This is a genomic window from Massilia mucilaginosa, from assembly GCF_011682145.1.
GTDB lineage: Bacteria > Pseudomonadota > Gammaproteobacteria > Burkholderiales > Burkholderiaceae_D > Telluria_A > Telluria_A mucilaginosa.
This window is the reverse complement of sequence record NZ_WHJH01000001.1, coordinates 523,822-542,973: the sequence shown is the minus strand read 5'-3', so window position 1 is coordinate 542,973 and position 19,152 is coordinate 523,822. Positions and strand designations below refer to the sequence as shown.

Sequence of the window (19,152 nt, the reverse complement as noted above, 5' to 3'; positions counted from 1 at the left end):
TTGAAATCGCCAAGGCCGCTCTCGAAGCGAAGTGCCAGCCTACCGACATCAGCTTTGTGCTGGCACTGCGCACGATCCAATATGAGTTGTTCATCGCGGCAGCAACTCAGGCCCAAGGAAAACTCCCAGCCACCTTAAGCCGACTACGGGAAAGGCTGGTACTCGATCTGAAGACTTACCGACCTGATCGGACGTTCGACCGGGTCGTAAAAGCGAAAGCGCAGAGATATCCGGTAACCAGATTGAAGTCAAGCGCTTAACTTAACGGCATTAGGGTCTGACCTCGGTTAAGAAAAAATTGCTTAGTTTGCAATTTAATCGATGGGGGAATTAACAATGTTTCGAGTCAGAGCTCTGACCCCGGTTGTAAGAGCTTTGACCCCGGTTGTAGGAGGTTTTACCGGAAAGCTAGCCGGGGAGGGGGGCGGGGAAACAGGCGCTACAGTTCGTCGCGGCGCGTGCCTTTGTAGATCAGGGTGCGGATCGCGATTTCGGAGGGGACGTTCATGGCGGCCAGGAATTCCGCCGCTTGCTGCACACCCACGCTCGGGATCGCGGCGATCGCCTGGTTGACCACGTCGCGCGTGCGGAAATCGGTGCGCGGGCTGGGCGCTTCGCTGCCTTGCGGATCGGTCCGCTGGCGCTGAAAGTCTTCACTCATGGGTGTCGCTTGGCTAAAAATGGCTGTCAGTCGACGATGATAGTCTATTTTTGAACAAAGATGTCGATCTGACTACTAAACCACACCACTTTACGCTTCCACCCGCTCCGCGTGCGCCGCCGTCACCGACAGCGGCAGGCTTTTGCGCTGGCGTAGCAGTTCTTCGAAGGCGGGCGCGGCCAGCGGCCGGCTGAAGTAGTAGCCCTGCATTTCGTCGCAGCCGTGGCGGCGCAGGTAGTCGAGCTGCTCGGCCGTCTCTACCCCTTCGGCAATCACCGACAGCTTCAGGTTGTGCGCCAGTGCGATGATCGAGGCGACGATCGCGGCGTCGTTTGCGTCGCGCGTGATGTCGGAGACGAACGAGCGGTCGATCTTGAGCACGTCGATCGGAAAGCGCGACAGGTACGACAGGCTCGAATAGCCGGTGCCGAAGTCGTCGATCGACAGATTCACGCCGAGCGACTTCATGCTGTGCAGCAGTTCAACCGCCAGGGTGACGTCGCTCATGAACAGGCTTTCGGTCAGTTCGATCTCGAGCAGCGAGGGCGCCAGCCCGGTCTGGGCCAGCACGTCGCTGATGTCGGCCAGCAGGTTGGTGGCGCCGAACTGGCGCGCCGACAGGTTCACCGCCACCCGCAGCATGCCCAGCCCGGCGTCCTGCCAGGCTTTGTTCTGGGCGCAGGCGGTACGCATGACCCAGGCGCCGATCGGGACGATCAGGCCGGTCTCTTCGGCCACCGAAATGAAGCGGTCGGGCGCGACCACGCCCAGTTCGGGATGCTGCCAGCGGATCAGCGCTTCCATGCCGACCACCTGGCCGCTCGCCAGATTGACCTGCGGCTGGTAGTGCAGCACGAATTCGTCGCGTTCGAGCGCGCTGCGCAGGGCGCTTTCGATGCGCACCCGTTCCTGCGCTTCGTCGTTCATGGCCGGCGTGTAGAACTGGAAGTTGTTGCGGCCCAGTTTCTTGGCGCGGTACATGGCGATGTCGGCATGCTCGATCAGGCTGTCGGCCGGGGTGTTGTCGGTCGGGTAGACGGCCACGCCGATGCTGCAAGTGACGAAGAATTCTTTGGTTCCGAGCGGCACCGGCTGCGCCACCGCGTCCATCAGGCGCTGCACCACGTCGGCCTGCAGCCGTTCTTCGGCGTGCTCGGTGAGGATGACGACGAATTCGTCGCCCGACAGGCGTGCCACGGTGTCAGTTTCGCGCAGGGCCGCGCGCAGGCGCGCCGCCACCGTCATCAGCACCACGTCGCCGGCCTTGTGGCCCATGCTGTCGTTGACGAACTTGAAGCGATCGAGGTCGATCAGCAGCACCCACACCGGCCGCGCGCAGCGCTGCGAGTAGGCCACGGCCTGGCCCAGGCGGTCCTGCAGCAGGCTGCGGTTGGGCAGGCCGGTGAGCACGTCGTGCTGGGCGATGTGGTGGATGCGCTGCTCGGTGTGTTTGCGGGCGGTGATGTCGGTGCCGGTGCCGCGGTAGCCGCGGAAGACGCCGTCGGCGTCGAACACCGGTTCGCCGTTGACGCTGAACCAGCGCGCCTCGCCCTGATCGTCCACGGTTTCGTATTCGAGGTCGGCGAACGGCGCGCGCGCGGCCAGTTGCGCCATGTGGGCCTTGCCCCAGTCGGTCTCCTGCATGCCGGCCACGGTTTCCCAGCGCGTGCGCCCGATCAGGCGCCCCGCCGCCGCCCCGCCTTTTTCTCCCACGCCGCCGGTGATGTCGACAAAGCGCAGGTCGGCGTCCTGTTCCCAGTACCAGTCGGACGACATGGTCACCAGTTGGCGGAAGCGCTGCTCGCTTTCCTGCAGGGCCGCTTCGGTGCGGCGCCGCGCCAGCACGTCGTCGAGCAGGCGCTGGTTGGACAGTTTCAGGTCGGCCGTGCGCTCGTTGACCAGCAACTGCACCCGGCGCGAGCGCTGCACCAGGGTTTGCACGAAGGCGGTGATCAGGAGCGTAAACAGAAAGCCACCGGCCAGGGTCGAGACCGAGCCGGGATGGTTGTGCAGGAACGGGCGCGGCGCGCTGCTGACCACCACTTGCCAGCGTTGCCCGGCCACATCGAGCGCGGCGCCGAGGCGTTCGCGGTGGCCCGACGTGGTCCATTGGCGCAGCGGGCCGAGCGCCGCGCGCTGGCGGGCGGCCGCTTCCAGCCCGGCGCTGGCGTAGACCAGTTGCGCCGGCTCCGCGCTGGCGCTGGCGTACACCGCCAGCAGCACGCCGTGGTCGAGGTGCAGGTCGGAGCCGCGCAGGATTTTTTCGACCAGTTCGCGCGCGCGGATGATGGCGGCGGTGTCGCCGATCAGGGCGGCGCGCCGCTGCTCGGCGCTACCCAGCGCGGCGCCGGGGCGGTACACCGGCATGATGACTTCGAAGCCGCCTTGCGGACGCTGGTCCTGCGCCAGGCTGAGTAAGCCGGTGGCGGCGGCGCGCCCGCTCACGGTGGCCTGTTCGAGCGCGTTCATGACCTGGGTGTTGATGCCGACGCTCAGGCCGAAGGCGGCTTCGTTGCCCTTCATCGGTTCGAGGTAGTCGACCACGCTGTACTGCGCGCGCGGCGGCGCCAGGTGGCGGCCCTGCGGGCCCATTTCGGTGATGCGCGTGCCCGGCACGACTTGCTGCAGTTCGGCTTCCATCGCCGCGCGCTCGTCGCCGCCGACCACCCGGTGGTAGTTGAAGGCCTGGATGAAGGGGTAGCGCCGCAGCAGCGGTTGGGTGAAGTCATGGAACTGGCGGCGCGTGACCGGGTGCACGGTGGCGAACAGCTGGTTGGTGACGGTCAGTACTTCGACCGCTTCTTCGAGCCCCTGGCGGATGGCGGCCACGCGCACGGTGGCGCGCTGCTGGAAGGCGAGCGCGAGTTTGTCGTCTTCGAGCCGGGCCACAGCTACGGCGAGCAGGACGGTGGCGGCCAGGCCAGCCCCGAGAGTGAGCGCCGCCGCGACGGTGAGCGAGAACGGCAAGCGACGACGCAACATTTCCTGATTCCTAGAGTAGAGCGCGAGAAATATGAGGGCGAAAAGTGGGCGACAACAGGGCGGCGCGCCTGTGCGCAGCGCCCGATGCGTCGTAAGTTTGTCACAAAATGATGAATATTGGTAAAATGATTGATGTGCAGCAACTAAAAAACCACGCAGGCGTTGTCATTTGGAACGTTTGAAGCGGTGTTGCAGCCAGGCCACGACGGCGCGCGCCAGCAGGCGGTTGAGCGCGATGCTGCCCAGGCCGCGCCGTCGCGCCACCCAGCGCTGCACCCGCAAGGCGCGCGCCAGCGGCCGCGCCGGATCGAGCCGGGCCGGGGCCTTGACCGCGAACAGGATGTGGTTGTTGCCGGCCATGCGCTCGAACCAGCACACGCGGTCGTTGAACATCAGGCGCAGGCGCGCCAGCATGCCGGCATAGCGCGGGTCGTAGCTGAAGATGTTCGCCACCAGCACCCCGCCGTCGCGCAGGGCGGCGCGGCAGTCGCCGTAGAAGCGCGCCGTGCCCAGCGCCGGCGGCAGGCCGGCGCTGTCGAAGCCGTCGACCACGAGCACGTCGGCGCAGGCCGGGGCCCCGGCCAGCCAGTCGGCCGCGTCGGCATGGACCACCGTAAAGCGCTCGTCGTCGGGCGGCACGCAGAACTGCTCGCGCAGGGCGATCACGTCGGCGCGCAGTTCGATCACGGTGATGCGCGCCTGCGGAAAATGGCGGTAGCAGAATTTGGCCAGCGAGCCGCCGCCCAGCCCCACCATGACGATGGCGCGCGGGCGCGGCACGAACAGGGCGAAGCACATGATGGCGCGGCAGTAGGCCAGCACCAGCGCTTGCGGGCGCGAGAGGCGCATTTCGGACTGCACGTCGCCGGGCATGAATTCGAGCGTGCGGCGGTCGCCCCGGGTCTGCACCAGCGGCGCGGCGGGGGAGGGCGTGGGCGGGCGCGAAGGCTCGGTCGGTGGCGGCATGGCGGTGGTGGACGGTGACGGGCGAGGTAGGCGCCAGTATAACGGCTGGCGCCCCACGCGCCCCTGTTGCGCCCCTGCGGTTTCTGATAAGCTGATCGTTGCCCCGGCTGTGTGTGGCCGGCTTCAAGCGGTGCGCCAGCGGCGCGGCCAACCCGGAGAGAATATGTTTTTAGACCACCCCACCATCACCGCCACCAACAGTTTCACCGAGCCCGATCGGATCGAGCGCCTGACCCGGGTCTATGGTTATGTGGTGGCGCTGGCCGACCTTGCCGGCGTCGAGGGCTTCATCGAAAAGTTCACCCAGATCCACGACCACAAGGGCACCCTGATCGTGTTCTGGAACGACGCCCCCAGCGAGCTGGAAAAGCAGTTCTTCGCGCAAGCCTGGGCCAGCAAGATCGGTGACGGCAGCAGCAACGTCGAACACGAAGTCTGAGCTCCCATAGCGCGGCCATGGACATCACGACGATGTTGTTCGCGCTCGCGCTGGGCAACCTGAGCCTGGCCGCGGCGCTGTTCTTTTATGAGTACGAGCGCGGCAAGTCGCTGAGCTGGTCGACCTGGGCCATCGCCAAGCAATGCCAGGCGGTGGCCTGGCTGCTGTTGTATTTTAACGGCAGCGGCGTGGTGCCCGACGCGGTCTCGATCCCGCTTGGCTATGCCGTGCTGTTCGTCGGCGTGGGCCTGGAGGCGGGCGCGCTGTGGGAGTCGGTCGGACGCCTGGCCTGGCGCCGCATCGCCTATCCGGTCATGGGCGTGTCGGTGGCGCTGTTCCTGGCCTGCTACGCGATCGACGAAGCCGGCATGCGGGTGGTGGCCGGCGCGCTCATTCTCGGCGGCCTGCACCTGGCCAGCGCGGCGGCCCTGGCGCGCGGCTGGCGCGGCGGCAGCATGCTGCACCGCTTCCTGGTCATCTCGATCACCCTGCTGGCCCTGCTGGTGGCCGCGCGCGGCATCCTGGTGCTGACCATGCCCGAAGGCTGGGGGTGGCTGAGCAAGGGCTTGCTGCAGGTCCTGGCCTCGGCCGCGCTGTACCTGCTGATGCTGCTCAACGGCTTCGGCTACCTGCTGCTGGCGCGCGAACACCAGCGCGTGGAACTCGATCGCCTGGCGCTGGTCGATCCGCTGACCGACCTGCCCAACCGGCGCAGCTTTTTCGCGGCGCTGGCGCCCTGGATGGCGCTGGCGCGCCGGCCCGGCCAGCCCAGTTCACTGGTGATGCTCGACTTCGACCAGTTCAAGCGCGTCAACGACAGTTACGGCCATCCGGCCGGCGACACGGTCTTGCGCTGCGTGGCTGAGGTGTGCAAGCGCCAGTTGCGCGACAGCGACCAGCTGGGGCGCCTGGTGGGCGTGGAGTTCGCGCTGCTGCTGCCGCGCACCGGCATCGATGAAGCCATGCTGGTGGCCGAGCGGATCCGGGCCGCGGTCGAGGCCAGCCCGGTCAAGACCGAGCGCGCCATGATTTCGATGACGGCCAGTTTCGGCGTGACCGTGATCCGCCCGGACGACAGCACGGTGAGCCTGTTCAAGCGCGCCGACGAAGCCCTGCGCGCGGCCAAGCAGGGCGGGCGCAACAAGGTGGTGGCGGCGCCGGGCGGCACCGCGCCGCCGCTGTAACTCGCACAACTGCCAGGGCGCCGGTCATGACGGCGTCATATTACTTTGCTACTGTGATTGGTTTTGCAGCAGGAGAGCCTTGATGACAACAATACAGAAAGAGGCTTCGATGTACGCTGCCGTAGATTTAGGTTCCAACAGTTTTCGCCTGCATATCGGCAAGCACGACGGCGATGCGATCCGGGTATTGAAAAGCGTGCGCGAGCCGATCCGGCTGGCCGCCGGCCTCGATGCCAAGGGCAACCTGACCGAGGCGGCCATGCAGTCGGCGCTGGCCTGCCTGCGCAATTTCCAGGCGGTGCTGTCAAGCTACCGGCTCGACGCCGTGCGCGTGGTGGCCACCTCCACCCTGCGCGTGGCGCGCAACGGCGCGGCCTTCCTGCCGGCCGCCGAACAGGCCATCGGCCATCCGATCGAGATCATCTCGGGCGAGGAAGAAGGGCGCCTGATCTACATGGGCGTGGCCAGCGCGCTGGCCGAGCCGTCCGAGCGGCGCCTGGTGATCGACATCGGCGGCGGCTCCACCGAAATCATTCTCGGGCGCGGCGCCGACATCGAGCGGGTCGAGTCGTTCAGCATCGGCACGGTCAAGCAAAGCCTGTCGTTTTTTGTCGGCGGACGGGTCGACGCGGTCTCGTTCGAGGCGGCCATCCTGTCGGCGCGCAGCCATTTCGAAGATGCCGCGCCGCCCTACCATCCGCAGTTCTGGAAGCAGGCCTACGGTTCCTCGGGCACGATCCGGGCGATCGCCGACATCATCGCCAAGAACAACCTGGGCGACGGCAAGCTCAGTGCGGCCGGACTCGATGCGCTCAAGCTGCGCTTCATCGACTTCGGCCAGGTGGCGCTGATCGACATGCCGGGCCTGCGCCCGGACCGGGCCGGCACCATCATCGGCGGGCTGGCGATCCTGATCGCGCTGGTGCGCGAGCTCGATATCGAGGTCATGCAGCCGGTCGAAGCGGGCCTGCGCCTGGGCGTGATGTGGGACCTGTACCTGCGCTCGATGCAGCGCGACCGGCGCGAGGAGTCGGTGGCGGCGCTGGCGCTCAAATTCCACGTCGACGGCGAACGCGCGGCCCGCGTGGCGCAGCTGGCCGGCGAGATGTACGCGCAGCTGAAACCGGCCGGCGACGGCTGCGCCAAGCTGCTGCGCTGGAGCGCGCTGCTGCACGAGATGGGCATGGTGGTGTCGCAGACCGGCTACCATAAACATGCGGCCTACATGATCGAGAACGCCGACATGCCCGGCTTCACCACGCGCGAGCAGCGCATCATGAGCAAGTTGATCCTGGCGCAGAAGGGCAACCTGCGCAAGGTGGCCGAGGCGCTGGCCGATACCGACTTCGCCAAGGCGGTGCTGGCGCTGCGCGTGGCGATCCTGCTGATGCACGCGCGCATCGACGCCGACGCCGGGGAACTCAAGCTGCGCATGAAGAACCGGATCGACCTCGAGATCCGGCGCGAGTGGGTGGGCAGCCATCCGACCGTGTCGTACTGGATCGAAAAAGAGCAGGAATGGTGGGATGAAGTCGGGGTCGATTTCAGCGTGCGCAGCGTGGCGTAGTCCCCACGAAGGCACTAGCTAGCCGGGATTTTTGTATGAAACGCCCATCGGTGGTGGCATAATCGTCAACGCCTGATCGGAGAACGGCGTTTGTACGACAAAAACAAGAGGTGACCTTGACCCAGGCCCCGCACGGATACACCGTGATCGACACCTTGCGCGCGGATCCGCAATCGGTCCTGCTGCGCGCGCTGCGCGACGCCGACCGCCTGCCGGTACTGCTGGCGGTGCGCGCCGCAGCGCACCCTGATGCACCCTGCATGGAACACGAATACGCCCTGCGCGAAGTGCTCGACAGCGCCTGGGCCGCAACCCCGCTGGCGCTGCTGCACCGGGCCGATGGCGCCAGCGTCACCCTGGTGCTGGCCGACAGCGGCGGCGCGCCGCTCGCTCTGCCTTCCAGTCCGCTCGACCTGCCCGATTTCCTGGCGCTGGCGGCCGCCATCACGCTGGCGGTGTCGCATGCGCACCACAGCCGCCTGGTCCACCACGACCTGGACGCCTCCCGCATCCTGTTCGATCCGGCCACGGCGAGCGTGCGCCTGACCGGCTTCGGCCGCGCCACGCAGCTCGACGGCCCGGGCGATCCGCAGGCCGACCTGGTGCGGCTCGGCCAGGTGCTGTATCACTTGCTGAGCGGCGAGCCGGCACCCGCCGCCGGCGCCGGCGAGGCCGAGGCGGGCGCGCGGGAGCAGGAGCAGCCCCGGCGCCGTCCGGGCGTCGACCGCATCTGTTCCTCGATCGTGGCGCGCCTGCTCGCTCCCGATCCCGGACAGCGCTACCAGAGCGCGGCCGGGCTGTACGCCGACCTGCAGCACTGCCGCTCGATGCTCGAAGCGCAGGGCCGGGTCGAACCGTTCGTGCTGGGCTGCCACGACGGCGCGCTGCGCGTGCGCATTCCGGCGGTGCTGGTCGGGCGCGCCCAACAACTGGCGCTGCTGGACGAGGCGCACCGGCGCGCGGCGGCCGGGGCCGCGCCGCAACTGGTGCTGGTATCGGGCCGCGCCGGCACCGGCAAGTCGGCGCTGGTGGCGGCCCTGCGCCATTCCGATGCGGCGCTCGAGGCCACCGTCATTGCCGGCAAATTCGACCAGCGCCAGCGCGACATTCCGTACGCCACCCTGGCCCAGGCCTTCCAGTCGCTGGTGCGCAAGCGCCTGGACGAGGGCGAGGCCGCGCTGGCGCCGTGGCGCAGCGCGCTGGCGGCGGCGCTCGGCCCCAACGCGCGCCTGATGCTCGACCTGATTCCCGAGCTGGCGCTGGTGATCGGCACCCATCCGGGCCCGCCGCCGCTGGCGCCGCCGGAAGCGCAGAGCCGCTTCGACAGCGTGTTCCGGCGCTTCCTGCAAGCCTGCCGGCGCCCCGGCACGGCACTGCTGCTGTGCCTCGACGACGTGCAGTGGATCGATCAGGCCAGCCTGAAGCTGCTCTCGCACCTGCTCACCCATCCCGGCATGGACCATGTGCTGGTCATCTGCGCCTGGCGCACGCGCGAGGAGGGTGGCGGGCACCCGATGGCGCTGGCGCACGACGCCATGCTGGCCGCGGGCGCCGGGGTGCGCGCCGACGTCAACGAGATCGTGCTCGAAGCGCTGGACCGCGCGCAGGCCTGCGAACTGGTGGCCGCGGCGCTCGATTGCGATGTCGCGGAGGCCGCTCCGCTGGCGGCGCTGGTGTTCCCCAAGACGGCCGGCAATCCGTTCTTCACCCTGCAGTTCCTGACCCGCCTGGGCGAAAACCGCCTGCTGCGGTTTAACGACGAGGACGAGCGCTGGGAGTGGGATGCGCAGGCGATTGCCGCGCGCTCCTTCTCCGACAACGTGATCGACCTGATGGTGGCGCGCCTGGGCCAGCTGCCCGCCTGCACGCTCGACCTGGTCAAGCTGCTGGCCTGCCTCGGCCCCGACGCGGGCCTCGACACCATCGCGCTGGTGTCGGGCATGTCGCTGCTCGAGACCGACGAAACCCTGTGGCCGGCGGCGCGCCTGGGATTGATCGTGCGCGAGCCGGGCAATTACCGCTTCGCCCACGACCGCGTGCGGGAGGGAGCGTACTCGATGATCGCGCCGTCGTCGCTGCCCGAGCGGCACTTGCATATCGGGCGCCTGCTGCGCGAGAACGTGGCGCTTGACGCACTCGATCAGCACGTGTTCGACATCGTGCATCACCTGAACCGGGCGCGCGCCGCAATGAGCGCGCCGCGCGAGCTGCGCGAACTGGCGCACCTGAACGCGCTGGCCGGAGCCAAGGCACGCAACGCCATCGCCTACGATTCGGCGCGCAATTACTTCAGCCTGGCGGCCGGCCTGACGCCCTCGCGCGCCTGGAAAGATGACCTGGACGGCACCTATGCCATGTACGCCGCGCTGGCCGAATGCGAATACCTGTGCGGCCACCTGGAGCGCGCCGGGCGCCTGTTCGAGCTGCTGGTGGAGCAGGCGCGCTCGCGCATCGACCTGGCCCGGGTGGCGCTGCTGCGCCTGGCCGTGTACCAGTTGCGCGGGCGCTTCGACCAGGCGGTAGCGGTGGCGCTCGACGCGCTGGCGCTGTTCGGCGTGCGCTTTCCGTCGGCGCGCGCCGAAATCGACTGGGCCCTGCGCGAAGAACGCGCCGCGATTGCGCAGCGCATGGACGGGCGCGGCATCGCCAGCCTGGGCGCGCTGCCGGCCAGCACCGATCCGGAAGTGGCGATCGTGGCCGAGCTGTTGTCCGATGTCGGCTCGCCCGTGTTTTCGGCGCGTCCGGAGCTGTACTTCCTGCTGGCGGCCAAGGCGCTCAACTACACGCTCACGCACGGGCGCACCGAATCGTCCTGCATGATCTATTCGCGCTACGCGATCCTGCTGGTGTCGCTGGGCGCGATCGAGGAGGCCTTCGCGTTTTCGGCGCTGGCCATCGAACAGGTGCAGTTCAACGCGCCGCCGTCCAAGCGCAGCGGGCGCCTGCGCTTCGTGCATGCGGCCTACATCCACTCCTGGCGCGACCCGATCGCCACCAGCGTCGAGCCGCTGCGCGATGCCTTTGCCAGCTGCGAGCGCGCGGGCGACCTGCCGCACGCCGGCTACGCGGCCCACGTGGCGACCTGGAATGCGTTCGAGGCCGGCCTGCCGCTGGCGGCCGTGCGCCAGATGGCGGCGCATTATCAGGGCTTTGCGCGGCGCCACGGCAACCACGCGCTGCTGCGCCTTTTGCGCGGCTACGAACAGCTGGCCGCGACCTTCATCGGCGAGGACGGCGCCGTCGATGCCGGCGGTGCCATCGCCGACTTCGGCCAGGGCAGTTTCGGCGCGGCGCGCGCGCGCTACCTGCTGATGCAGCAGGTGGTGGCCTATGCCTTCGGCCGCTACGAGGAAGCGCTGGCGGCGGCCGAAGCGGCGGCGGCCAACCTGCATTTCTTCCTGGCCTCGCTCAACGAAACCACCCATCACTTTTATCATGCACTGGCGATGACGGCGCTGTACCGGGCGGCTTCGCCTGCGCGCCGGCGCCGCCTGTTTGACGCGGTGTGCGACAAGCACGCGCTGCTGGCCGGGTGGGCGGCTTCGTGCCCCGTCAATTTCGCCAACCGCTATCTGCTGGTGGGCGCCGAACTGGCGCGCATCGACGGCAATCCGGCCGCCGCGATGGAAGGCTACGAGGCGGCGATCGCATCGGCCACGGCGGGCGGCTTCGTGCAGAACGCGGCGCTGGCCTGCGAGCTGGCGGCGGCCTGCTGCCGCGAACGCGGCGACGATGACGGCGCCATCGGGTACGGCCGGCGCGCGCTGCGGGCCTGGGGTGCCTGGGGTGCGCTGGCCAAGGCGAGCGATTTGCTGCGCCGCTATCCGGAGTTGGCGGAATCGCACAAGCAGTGACGCAATCCTGCAAATATTTCTTTGTGGAATGTGATCCAGGTCAATATTCGGGGCAGCGAGGGTTGCACCGTGCGGCATTTTGCGGCGAGTTGCCGTAATGTTGCATGAACTCAAAAAAAGTGCTGCGCGTCGGCAATTGAGTAAATGATATATACTGTTTAAATCGATATCGAACGGAGTCGCTCAATGACCAAGACAGCAAGCGCCAAGACCAATGGACACACCATCCCCGACCTGAAAGAGGTCGCACCGGCGGCACGCGCCGCCAGGACCACGCCGAAAAAAGCCGGCGCCACGCCAGCTGCCTCGAAAGCGGTGGCCAAGCCGGCCGCGAAAGCCGCGGCCAAGGCGCCGGCCAGGGCCAGCACCAAAGCAGCGCTCAAAGCTGACGTAAAGACGCCGCTCGCCAAAGCGGCCCAGGTCAAGCCGGCGGCGGACAAGAAGATGGCGGCCAAGCCGGCAGCGGCCAAGCCGATCGCAGCGAAGTCTATTGCAGCCAAGCCGGTTGCAGCCAGGACGGCGCCAGTCAAGCCGGCAGCGGCCAAGCCGGCAAGCAAGCCGGCGGCAGTCAAGTCCGAGGCGGCCAAGCCAGCCCCGAAACGCAGCGCGGCCACGCCGGCGAAGGCTGCGCCAAAGCAGGCCGCACCGGCGGCCGAGGGCGACGTCGGCGCGCGCGACAAGGCGCGCAAGGCCAAGCTGGTACGCGACAGCTTCACCATGCCGGAGCAGGAGTACGCGGTGCTCGGCCAGGTCAAGAAAGCCTGCCTGAAGGCCGGCTTCGAGATCAAAAAGAGCGAACTGCTGCGCATCGGCGTGGCCCTGATCAGCGACCTCGATATCGCGACCCTGCAAAAAGTGCTGTCGAGCCTTCCGCAGCTCAAGACCGGCCGCCCGAAAAGCGAGTAAGCCTGCGCTGCGCCGCGTGTCATCAAGGTGACACGCGGCTGTCACTGTCATGACAAATTAGCCGGTTAGTCTGTGCTTCGTTGCTACTCAAAAGGACGAAGCATGCAAAACCTCCATCCCGCCCCAGAGACAAAGTCGCACGCCCCACGGCTGATCCTGAGCCTGGCATCGACGCCCGCCGAAGTGCGCGAGGTACAGCGCCTGCGCTACAAGGTTTTCATCGAGACGATGGGGCTGGCCGCGCTGGTCAACCCCGAGCGGCTCGACCGCGATGAATTCGACGAGCACTGCGACCACCTGATCGTGCGCGACGCCTCCACCCTGAAGGTGGTGGGCACCTACCGCGTGCTCAGTCCCGCCAAGGCACGCCTGGTCGGCCGCCTGTACGCCGAAAACGAATTCGACCTCGGGCGCCTGAACCACCTGCGCAACCGCATCATCGAAGCGGGACGCGCCTGCATCCATCCCAAATACCGGGGCGGCAGCGTGATCATGCTGCTGTGGGCGGGCCTGGCCGACTACATGCGGCGCGAGCGCTGCGATTTCCTGGCCGGTTGCGCCAGCATGAGCGTGGCAGACGGCGGCCACAATGCGGTGGCGGTATACCAGTCGCTGATCTACAAGCACGCCGCGCCGGCCGAATACCGGGTCACGCCGCACTTGCCGTTTCCGATCCGCGCGCTGGAAGCCGCAGCCCGGGCGCAGGTGCCGGCGCTGATCAAGGGCTATGTGCGATCGGGCGCGTGGCTGTGCGGCGAGCCGGCCTGGGATCCTGATTTCGAGAGTGCGGATGTGTTCTTGCTGCTGCCGCTGGCGAACCTGGACAGCCGCTACGCGAGGCATTACGGAGTGGAGTAGCTGGCGTCCGCACGGGGGTTCGGTGTGGATGCAGCAGGGACTGCGAAGAGATGAAGCCTTGCTATGTGCCGCTACAACGGGCGCCGGACAATGCGCTGCCGGCGCCAGGCAGCATGCTTTGCCGCCTAGTGCATTGACGCGTTGGACAAGTCCTTCAAGTCGCGGATGCTCATATCCGACTTTTCGTGCATGCGCAGTAAAATCGTCGCACCCACGGCCAGTTTTCGGTGACGGATCTTGCTGATGATTGGCGGCTGCACTTCCAGCACGCGGCACAACTCCGCATCGTTCTTGAGGTTCATCTTTTCGATCAAGGTGTCGAGCAGCTTGTTCGGCACAAAGCTCGATGGTTCGAGCGCTCGAGCGCGGTTCATCGCCTCGATCATTTCCAGTTTCTTTTGCCGTACGTTCATCGTACTCCTCCAAAGATTATTTTTTCATTGATGGGGGACTGATCGACTGTTGGTCAACTTCAACCCGTTTGTTACATTCGGATATATTTCATGCATCGCGGGTTTGGTTCGATAATACTACCGAAAGAATATACTCGCAGCAAAGTTGATAAATTAAACGATGGAAATGCGGCTTTTAACGCACATCTTGCACAATTTGCAATCCTGAGCGGGTCAAAATGAGGGTTTTGTCGGCTTGCGCGGCGGCGGCGTGAGAATGTGTGACCATGATGGCGGAAGCGCCGCTGGCTTTGACTTCGTCGCGAAGCAGCGCCAGAATGCTGTCGGCGGTCTCGGGATCGAGGTTTCCGGTTGGTTCGTCGGCCAGCACCAAAGCGGGCCGGTGCACCAGCGCGCGCGCGATGGCCACGCGCTGCATTTCGCCGCCCGACAGCTGGCGCGGAAAATCGCCGCCGCGTCCTTTCAACCCGACCGCGGCCAGCATGGCGGCGGCGCGTTCCTGGCTTTGGCCGTTGAGCAGCAGCGGCAGGGCCACATTCTGTTCCAGGGTCAGGTGCGGCAGCACGTGGAAGGCCTGGAAGATGAAACCCATGCGGGTGCGGCGCAAGCTTGTCGCGGCATTGTCGTCGAGGGCCGACATGGACTGGCCGTCGATCACGATGTCGCCGCTGTCGGGCGCGTCGAGCCCGGCGATGAGGTTCAGCAGGGTCGACTTGCCGACCCCGGACTCGCCCATGATGGCGACGAATTCGCCGGCCTTGAAGTGATGCGAGAGGCGGTTCAGGACAGGGCGGCCGTTGTAGGTCTTGGCGAGATCGCGCAGTTCGAGCATGGGTGGGTAGCCTGGTGGATGCGGTGAGCGGTTAGCGGGTTATGGCGCGGCGCAGTGCGAAGCTGGCCGCGTCGACCAGCGCCACCAGCAGCAGCATGGCGATGATGACGGTGGCCGCGCTTTGCATCTGGAACAGCGACAGGTGAAATTTGAGCATCTGGCCAAGGCCGCCGGCGCCGACCACGCCCAGCACGGCGGCGGCGCGGATATTGTTCTCCCAGCGGTACAAGGTATACGACAGCATCTGGGGCAGCGTTTGCGGCAGGGTGGCGTAGCAGAACGCGGCGCCCGGCGAGGCGCCGTTGGCGACCAGCGAGCGTTGCGGGTGCGGGTCGGTGTTTTCGAGCGCGTCGGCGAACAGGCGTCCGAGCACGCCGCTGGTATGCGCGGCCAGCGCCAGGGTGCCGGCGAACGGACCCAGGCCGGCGGCCACCAGCAGCAGCGAGGCCCACACCAGTTCCGGGATCGAGCGCAGCACGTTAAGCACGGCGCGCGCAACGATGCGCTGCACGCGCTTGACGCGCCCGGAGGCCGGCAGCGACAGCGCCAGGCCGCCGCCCACCGCCAGCAGGGTGCCGATGGCCGACATCGACAGCGTCTCCAGCGCGGCCAGCGCAGTCTTGCGCAAAAAGGCCGGCGCGGTCTCGGGCGGGGCGAAGCCGGCCAGGAATTCCATCGTCACCGTGGCCGCGTCGGGCGAGAAAAAGGCCGACCATTGCAGCGGCAGCGAGGCGAAGCTGGCCACCACCAGCGCCACCAGGCCCGCGCCCAGCAGCCAGGTCGAGAACTGGCGCGGCGGCGCGGCGGGCAGGCGGCGCGTCATCCGAGCCTCCGGCGCAGCATCCTGGAGACCGCATCGGCCACCGCCACCAGCAGCACGAACATGATCAGCATGGTGCACACTTCGCCGCCGGCCATCATGCGGGTCGATTCATCCATGCGCTGACCGAGTCCGCCGGCGCCCACAAAACCGATCACCGCCGAACCGCGGATGGCGCACTCCCAGCGGTAGACCGTGTACGAGACCAGTTCGGCGCTGGAATCGGGCAGCGCGCCGTACAGCAGCGCGGACAGGCGCGAGGCGCCGTTGGCCAGCAGCGTTTCGGTGGCGTGGGCGTCGGACGATTCGAGGATTTCGGCGTACACCTTGCCCAGCATGCCGCAATAGGTCAGGGCGATTGCCAGCACGCCGGCGGTCGGGCCCAGGCCCACCACGCGCACGAACAGGATCGCCCAGACCAGTTCGGGCACGCTGCGCAGCAGCACCAGCACCCAGCGCACTACCTGGCGCAGCAGGCCGGCGGCCCAGTGCATGCGCCCGCTGCCCAGGCGCGATACCGACAGGCGCTCGGTGACGATCAGGGTGGCGGGGATGGCGCCGAGCAGCGCCAGGGTCAGGCCGGCGGTGGCGATGGCCACCGTTTGCCAGGTTTCGCGCAGCACCATCCACAAGAACTCAGGCGAATGCGCCGGCGTGAGGAAGCCAACCAGGAACTCGCCGGCTGCCTTCAGGCTTTGCAGGTCGAACAGGATCCAGGGCTTGAATTCGCTGAACACCATGGCGGGCCACAGCAGCGCGGCGCCGATGGCGAGCATGGCCACGCGCGCGCGCCATGCCGGGTCCGGATGCCGTTGGAGGGACACGGGCATGCGCTTAGAAGCAGGCGCCGATGGCCAGGCGCTCCGGTGTCTCGTGCGCTTGCGCCGGATGCGGCGCGACCGCTTCGTTCTGGTACAGGGCGGCGATCATGGCGTCGCTGACGTCGTCGCGCGCGCAATCGAAGACGATGCGGCCGTCGCGCAGGCCGACGATGCGGTCAAAATTGGCGCGCGCCATCTCCACCTGGTGCAGGCTGCAGATCAGGGTGGCGTTGCGGCTGGCCGCTTCCCGCTGCAGGGCCGACAGGGTCAGTTGCGACAGGGCCGGGTCTAGCGCGGAGAGCGGCTCGTCGACCAGGAACACCTTGGCCGACGACAGCAGCAGGCGCGCCAGGCCGCAGCGCTGGCGCTCGCCGCCCGACAGGCGGTCGACCCGCGCATACAGTTTGTCGCCAAGGCCGAAGCGGGCCAGCGCATCGTAGGCGGCATCCGGATCGACTGGCTTGAACAGGGAGGACAGGGCCTGGGACAGGCTCCAGTGCGGCAGGCGCGCCGCCAGCACCGCGCTGACCACGCGCTGGCGCGGCGGCAGGGGCGGCGTTTGCGGCGCCAGGAACAGCTTGGCGCGCAAGGCGTGGCGCGCCTTGCCGCTCAAGGCCCACGGCTCCCGGCCGAAGGCCTGGAACAAACCGCCGGCCGGCGCGTGGGCGCAGGCCAGGGTGTGCAGCAAGGTGGTCTTGCCGGCACCCGAAGGGCCGATCACGGCCAGCTGCTCGCCCTGCGCCACCACCAGGTCGATCTCGCGCAGGGCCGGCGCGCGCGCGCCGGCCTGGTGATGCACGGTGAGTTGTTCGAGCCGGTAGGTGGTCATGCGCGCGCCGCTTTCGCTTGCCAGGTCGCTTACTTGAGCAGCTTGGCGCTGCGCGCGGCCGCTTCGATCGACTTGTAATTGTCGGGCGTGGTCGGCACGAACTTGGTCGCTTTTTGCAGTTCCAGGATTTCCTTGCCTTCCGGGGTGGACTTGTCGAGCGCGAGGAAGGCGTCGGTCAGCTTCTTCTTCATCGCGGCCGGCATGTCGGAACGCACGGTCCAGTTGTAGTCGAAGTAGCCCGGGGTGGTGTAGAACACGCGCACGGCGGCCGCATCGACCTTCTTCTCGGCGACCAGTTTTTCCCAGACCGAGATATTGAGTGCGCCCGCATCGACCTTGCCGCCGGCGACAGCGGCCACGGTGGCGTCGTGCGCGCCGGAGTAGGCCACGCGTTTGAGGTCGGCGTCCGGATCGATCCTGGCGGCCAGCAGGTAAGAACGCGGCATCAGGTGGCCCGAGGTGGACGACTCGGAACCGAAGCTCAAGGTCTTGCCCTTGAGGTCTTCGAGCTTGTTGATGTCGGCCTTGGTGGTGACGAACACCGAGCGGAAGGCGGTATCTTCCTGGCGCTGCACCAGCGGCGTGACCTGGCCCTTGCTGCGCACATTGGCCTGCACGAAGGTAAAGCCGCCGAACCAGACCAGGTCGAGGCGCTTGTTGACCAGGCCTTCGACGGCGGCCGGATAATCGGTAACCGGGGTGAATTCGACTTTCAGGCCGGTGGCCTTGGCCAGGTAGTCGCCCAGCGGCTTGAACTTGCGCTGCAATTCGGTCGGCGCTTCGTCGGGAATGGCCGACACGCGCAGCACGCCCGGGGTGACCTGGGCGATCGCGCTGGCGCCGGCCAGCAGCAGGGTGGCGCCGATTGATGCAGCCAGCATGGTGTTGAGGGTGCGCCGGGTGGAGAAAATGGTCATGGTTGCCTGTCCTGGGAAGGTCGATGGGGGAGCCGGCAAGCGAGCACGCTTGAACGCCGGGCAGACCGTGAAATACGGGATATTCAGCTATGATAACAAAAACACCCATGCAGCGATTTCGATTGACCAATAAAACTATGCCGACCTCCAGCCAGCCCGACGCGCGCGACGAGCGCCCCAGCGCCGCCATCGCTTCCGAACTGCGTGCCGGCCTGCTCGGCCGCGAGGCGGCGATTTCGCCCAAATTCCTCTACGACGCGCTCGGCTCGCGCCTGTTCGAGGCCATTTGCGAGCTGCCCGAATACTATCCGACCCGCACCGAAGCGGCCATCGCGGTGCGCCACGGTGCCGAAATCGCGCGCGCGGCCGGTCCCGGCGCCACCCTGATCGACCTGGGAGCGGGCAGTTGCGTGAAGGCGGCGCGCCTGTTCCCGCTGCTGCATCCGGCCCAGTATGTGGCTATCGACATCTCGTACGATTTCCTGCGCGAGTCGATCGAACGGCTGCAGCAGCGTTTTCCGCATATCGAGATGACCGGGCTGGGGCTCGATTTTTCGGAGCGGCTCGAATTGCCGGGGGTGGTGCGCACCGAAAAGCGGCTGTTCCTGTATCCCGGTTCGTCGATCGGCAACTACACGCCGGAGCAGGCGCGCGCTTTCCTGGGCCGTCTGCGCGGCCAGTGCGACGACGACGGCGCGCTGCTGATCGGGATCGACCTGGTGAAGGACTCCGCCACGCTGGACGCCGCCTACGACGACGCCATCGGCGTCACGGCGGCCTTCAACCTGAACATCCTGCGCCATGTGAACCAGCTGATGGGCGCCGATTTCAACGTGGCGCAGTGGCGCCACCGCGGCTTTTTCAATCGCGACGAGAGCCGGGTCGAGATGCACCTGGAAGCGCGCGAAGCGCTCACCGTGCGCTGGCCGGGCGGCGAGCGCTTGTTTGCGGCGGGCGAGCGGATTCATACCGAGAACAGCTACAAGTACCGTCAGAGCGCGGCGGTCGGCTTGCTCGAGCAGGGTGGATTTCGCAGCGTGCATGTGTGGACCGATCCCGATCAGTGGTTCGCCGTCATTTACGCGCGTGCCATACCGCGATGA

General features: G+C 67.2%; 16 protein-coding genes and 1 pseudogene. 8 read left to right on the top strand and 9 right to left on the bottom strand.

Going from position 1 to position 19,152, the window contains the following annotated elements; genetic code table 11:
- Positions 1–260 (top strand): annotated as a pseudogene (locus tag F2P45_RS35535) (IS4 family transposase); the annotation flags it as partial.
- A 179-nt stretch (positions 261–439) separates the two neighbouring features.
- Here F2P45_RS35535 and F2P45_RS02415 read toward each other — a convergent pair.
- From F2P45_RS02415 to F2P45_RS02405, 3 genes are all read right to left on the bottom strand, one after another.
- A complete protein-coding gene (locus F2P45_RS02415; RefSeq protein WP_166870172.1) occupies positions 440–661 on the bottom strand; it encodes a hypothetical protein in 222 nt (73 codons plus the stop codon).
- Positions 662–751: 90 nt separating this feature from the next.
- Positions 752–3,643 (bottom strand): bifunctional diguanylate cyclase/phosphodiesterase, encoded by a 2,892-nt coding sequence (locus tag F2P45_RS02410; RefSeq protein WP_166870170.1) that lies wholly within the window; start codon positions 3,641–3,643, stop codon positions 752–754.
- Between the two features lie 165 nt (positions 3,644–3,808).
- Positions 3,809–4,609, bottom strand: a complete 801-nt coding sequence (locus F2P45_RS02405) for a fused MFS/spermidine synthase (protein WP_166870168.1) — start codon at positions 4,607–4,609, stop codon at positions 3,809–3,811.
- 163 nt (positions 4,610–4,772) lie between these two features.
- On the opposite strand from F2P45_RS02405, the gene F2P45_RS02400 reads away from it, so the two are divergent.
- From F2P45_RS02400 to F2P45_RS02375, 6 genes are all read left to right on the top strand, one after another.
- Positions 4,773–5,048 carry a hypothetical protein gene (locus F2P45_RS02400; protein ID WP_166870166.1) on the top strand — a complete coding sequence of 92 codons (276 nt, stop codon included), beginning with the start codon at positions 4,773–4,775 and terminating at the stop codon, positions 5,046–5,048.
- Positions 5,049–5,065: 17 nt separating this feature from the next.
- A complete protein-coding gene (locus F2P45_RS02395) occupies positions 5,066–6,232 on the top strand; it encodes a GGDEF domain-containing protein (protein ID WP_166870164.1) in 1,167 nt (388 codons plus the stop codon).
- Between the two features lie 109 nt (positions 6,233–6,341).
- Positions 6,342–7,799: a Ppx/GppA phosphatase family protein gene (locus F2P45_RS02390; RefSeq protein ID WP_166870163.1), complete on the top strand. Its 1,458-nt coding sequence runs from the start codon at positions 6,342–6,344 to the stop codon at positions 7,797–7,799.
- Between the two features lie 116 nt (positions 7,800–7,915).
- Positions 7,916–11,653, top strand: coding sequence for an ATP-binding protein (locus F2P45_RS02385; protein WP_166870161.1), 3,738 nt, complete (start codon positions 7,916–7,918; stop codon positions 11,651–11,653).
- A gap of 186 nt (positions 11,654–11,839) precedes the next feature.
- Complete coding sequence (locus F2P45_RS36705) at positions 11,840–12,559, top strand: hypothetical protein (RefSeq protein ID WP_267877328.1); 720 nt, start codon at positions 11,840–11,842, stop codon at positions 12,557–12,559.
- Between the two features lie 102 nt (positions 12,560–12,661).
- Positions 12,662–13,417 (top strand): GNAT family N-acetyltransferase, encoded by a 756-nt coding sequence (locus F2P45_RS02375; RefSeq protein WP_166870160.1) that lies wholly within the window; start codon positions 12,662–12,664, stop codon positions 13,415–13,417.
- A gap of 125 nt (positions 13,418–13,542) precedes the next feature.
- Here the strand turns inward: F2P45_RS02375 and F2P45_RS02370 are convergent, their stop codons facing one another.
- The 6 genes from F2P45_RS02370 to F2P45_RS02345 all read right to left on the bottom strand — a co-directional run bounded on the left by F2P45_RS02370 (position 13,543) and on the right by F2P45_RS02345 (position 18,049).
- Complete coding sequence (locus tag F2P45_RS02370) at positions 13,543–13,830, bottom strand: hypothetical protein (protein ID WP_054263205.1); 288 nt, start codon at positions 13,828–13,830, stop codon at positions 13,543–13,545.
- A 175-nt stretch (positions 13,831–14,005) separates the two neighbouring features.
- Positions 14,006–14,662, bottom strand: a complete 657-nt coding sequence (locus tag F2P45_RS02365) for an ABC transporter ATP-binding protein (protein WP_166870158.1) — start codon at positions 14,660–14,662, stop codon at positions 14,006–14,008.
- Positions 14,663–14,693: 31 nt separating this feature from the next.
- Positions 14,694–15,485 (bottom strand): phosphonate ABC transporter, permease protein PhnE, encoded by a 792-nt coding sequence (gene phnE, locus F2P45_RS02360; RefSeq protein ID WP_166870157.1) that lies wholly within the window; start codon positions 15,483–15,485, stop codon positions 14,694–14,696.
- Positions 15,482–16,312: a PhnE/PtxC family ABC transporter permease gene (locus tag F2P45_RS02355; RefSeq protein ID WP_166870156.1), complete on the bottom strand. Its 831-nt coding sequence runs from the start codon at positions 16,310–16,312 to the stop codon at positions 15,482–15,484. The genes phnE and F2P45_RS02355 overlap by 4 nt, the downstream gene beginning before the upstream one ends.
- A gap of 4 nt (positions 16,313–16,316) precedes the next feature.
- Positions 16,317–17,132, bottom strand: a complete 816-nt coding sequence (locus tag F2P45_RS02350) for a phosphonate ABC transporter ATP-binding protein (RefSeq protein WP_166870155.1) — start codon at positions 17,130–17,132, stop codon at positions 16,317–16,319.
- A 29-nt stretch (positions 17,133–17,161) separates the two neighbouring features.
- Positions 17,162–18,049, bottom strand: a complete 888-nt coding sequence (locus F2P45_RS02345) for a putative selenate ABC transporter substrate-binding protein (protein WP_166870154.1) — start codon at positions 18,047–18,049, stop codon at positions 17,162–17,164.
- A 137-nt stretch (positions 18,050–18,186) separates the two neighbouring features.
- Here F2P45_RS02345 and egtD point away from each other — a divergent pair, with 137 nt between their 5' ends.
- Complete coding sequence (gene egtD / locus F2P45_RS02340; protein ID WP_166870201.1) at positions 18,187–19,152, top strand: L-histidine N(alpha)-methyltransferase; 966 nt, start codon at positions 18,187–18,189, stop codon at positions 19,150–19,152.

Excerpts from the sequence above, each read along its gene's own strand:
- F2P45_RS02415 (WP_166870172.1), bottom strand. The coding sequence starts at position 661 with ATGAGTGAAGACTTTCAGCGCCAGCGGACCGATCCGCAAGGCAGCGAA.
- F2P45_RS02410 (WP_166870170.1), bottom strand. The coding sequence starts at position 3,643 with ATGTTGCGTCGTCGCTTGCCGTTCTCGCTCACCGTCGCGGCGGCGCTC.
- F2P45_RS02405 (WP_166870168.1), bottom strand. The coding sequence starts at position 4,609 with ATGCCGCCACCGACCGAGCCTTCGCGCCCGCCCACGCCCTCCCCCGCC.
- F2P45_RS02400 (WP_166870166.1), top strand. The coding sequence starts at position 4,773 with ATGTTTTTAGACCACCCCACCATCACCGCCACCAACAGTTTCACCGAG.
- F2P45_RS02395 (WP_166870164.1), top strand. The coding sequence starts at position 5,066 with ATGGACATCACGACGATGTTGTTCGCGCTCGCGCTGGGCAACCTGAGC.
- F2P45_RS02390 (WP_166870163.1), top strand. The coding sequence starts at position 6,342 with ATGTACGCTGCCGTAGATTTAGGTTCCAACAGTTTTCGCCTGCATATC.
- F2P45_RS36705 (WP_267877328.1), top strand. The coding sequence starts at position 11,840 with ATGACCAAGACAGCAAGCGCCAAGACCAATGGACACACCATCCCCGAC.
- F2P45_RS02375 (WP_166870160.1), top strand. The coding sequence starts at position 12,662 with ATGCAAAACCTCCATCCCGCCCCAGAGACAAAGTCGCACGCCCCACGG.
- F2P45_RS02370 (WP_054263205.1), bottom strand. The coding sequence starts at position 13,830 with ATGAACGTACGGCAAAAGAAACTGGAAATGATCGAGGCGATGAACCGC.
- F2P45_RS02365 (WP_166870158.1), bottom strand. The coding sequence starts at position 14,662 with ATGCTCGAACTGCGCGATCTCGCCAAGACCTACAACGGCCGCCCTGTC.
- phnE (WP_166870157.1), bottom strand. The coding sequence starts at position 15,485 with ATGACGCGCCGCCTGCCCGCCGCGCCGCCGCGCCAGTTCTCGACCTGG.
- F2P45_RS02355 (WP_166870156.1), bottom strand. The coding sequence starts at position 16,312 with ATGCCCGTGTCCCTCCAACGGCATCCGGACCCGGCATGGCGCGCGCGC.
- F2P45_RS02350 (WP_166870155.1), bottom strand. The coding sequence starts at position 17,132 with ATGACCACCTACCGGCTCGAACAACTCACCGTGCATCACCAGGCCGGC.
- F2P45_RS02345 (WP_166870154.1), bottom strand. The coding sequence starts at position 18,049 with ATGACCATTTTCTCCACCCGGCGCACCCTCAACACCATGCTGGCTGCA.
- egtD (WP_166870201.1), top strand. The coding sequence starts at position 18,187 with ATGCCGACCTCCAGCCAGCCCGACGCGCGCGACGAGCGCCCCAGCGCC.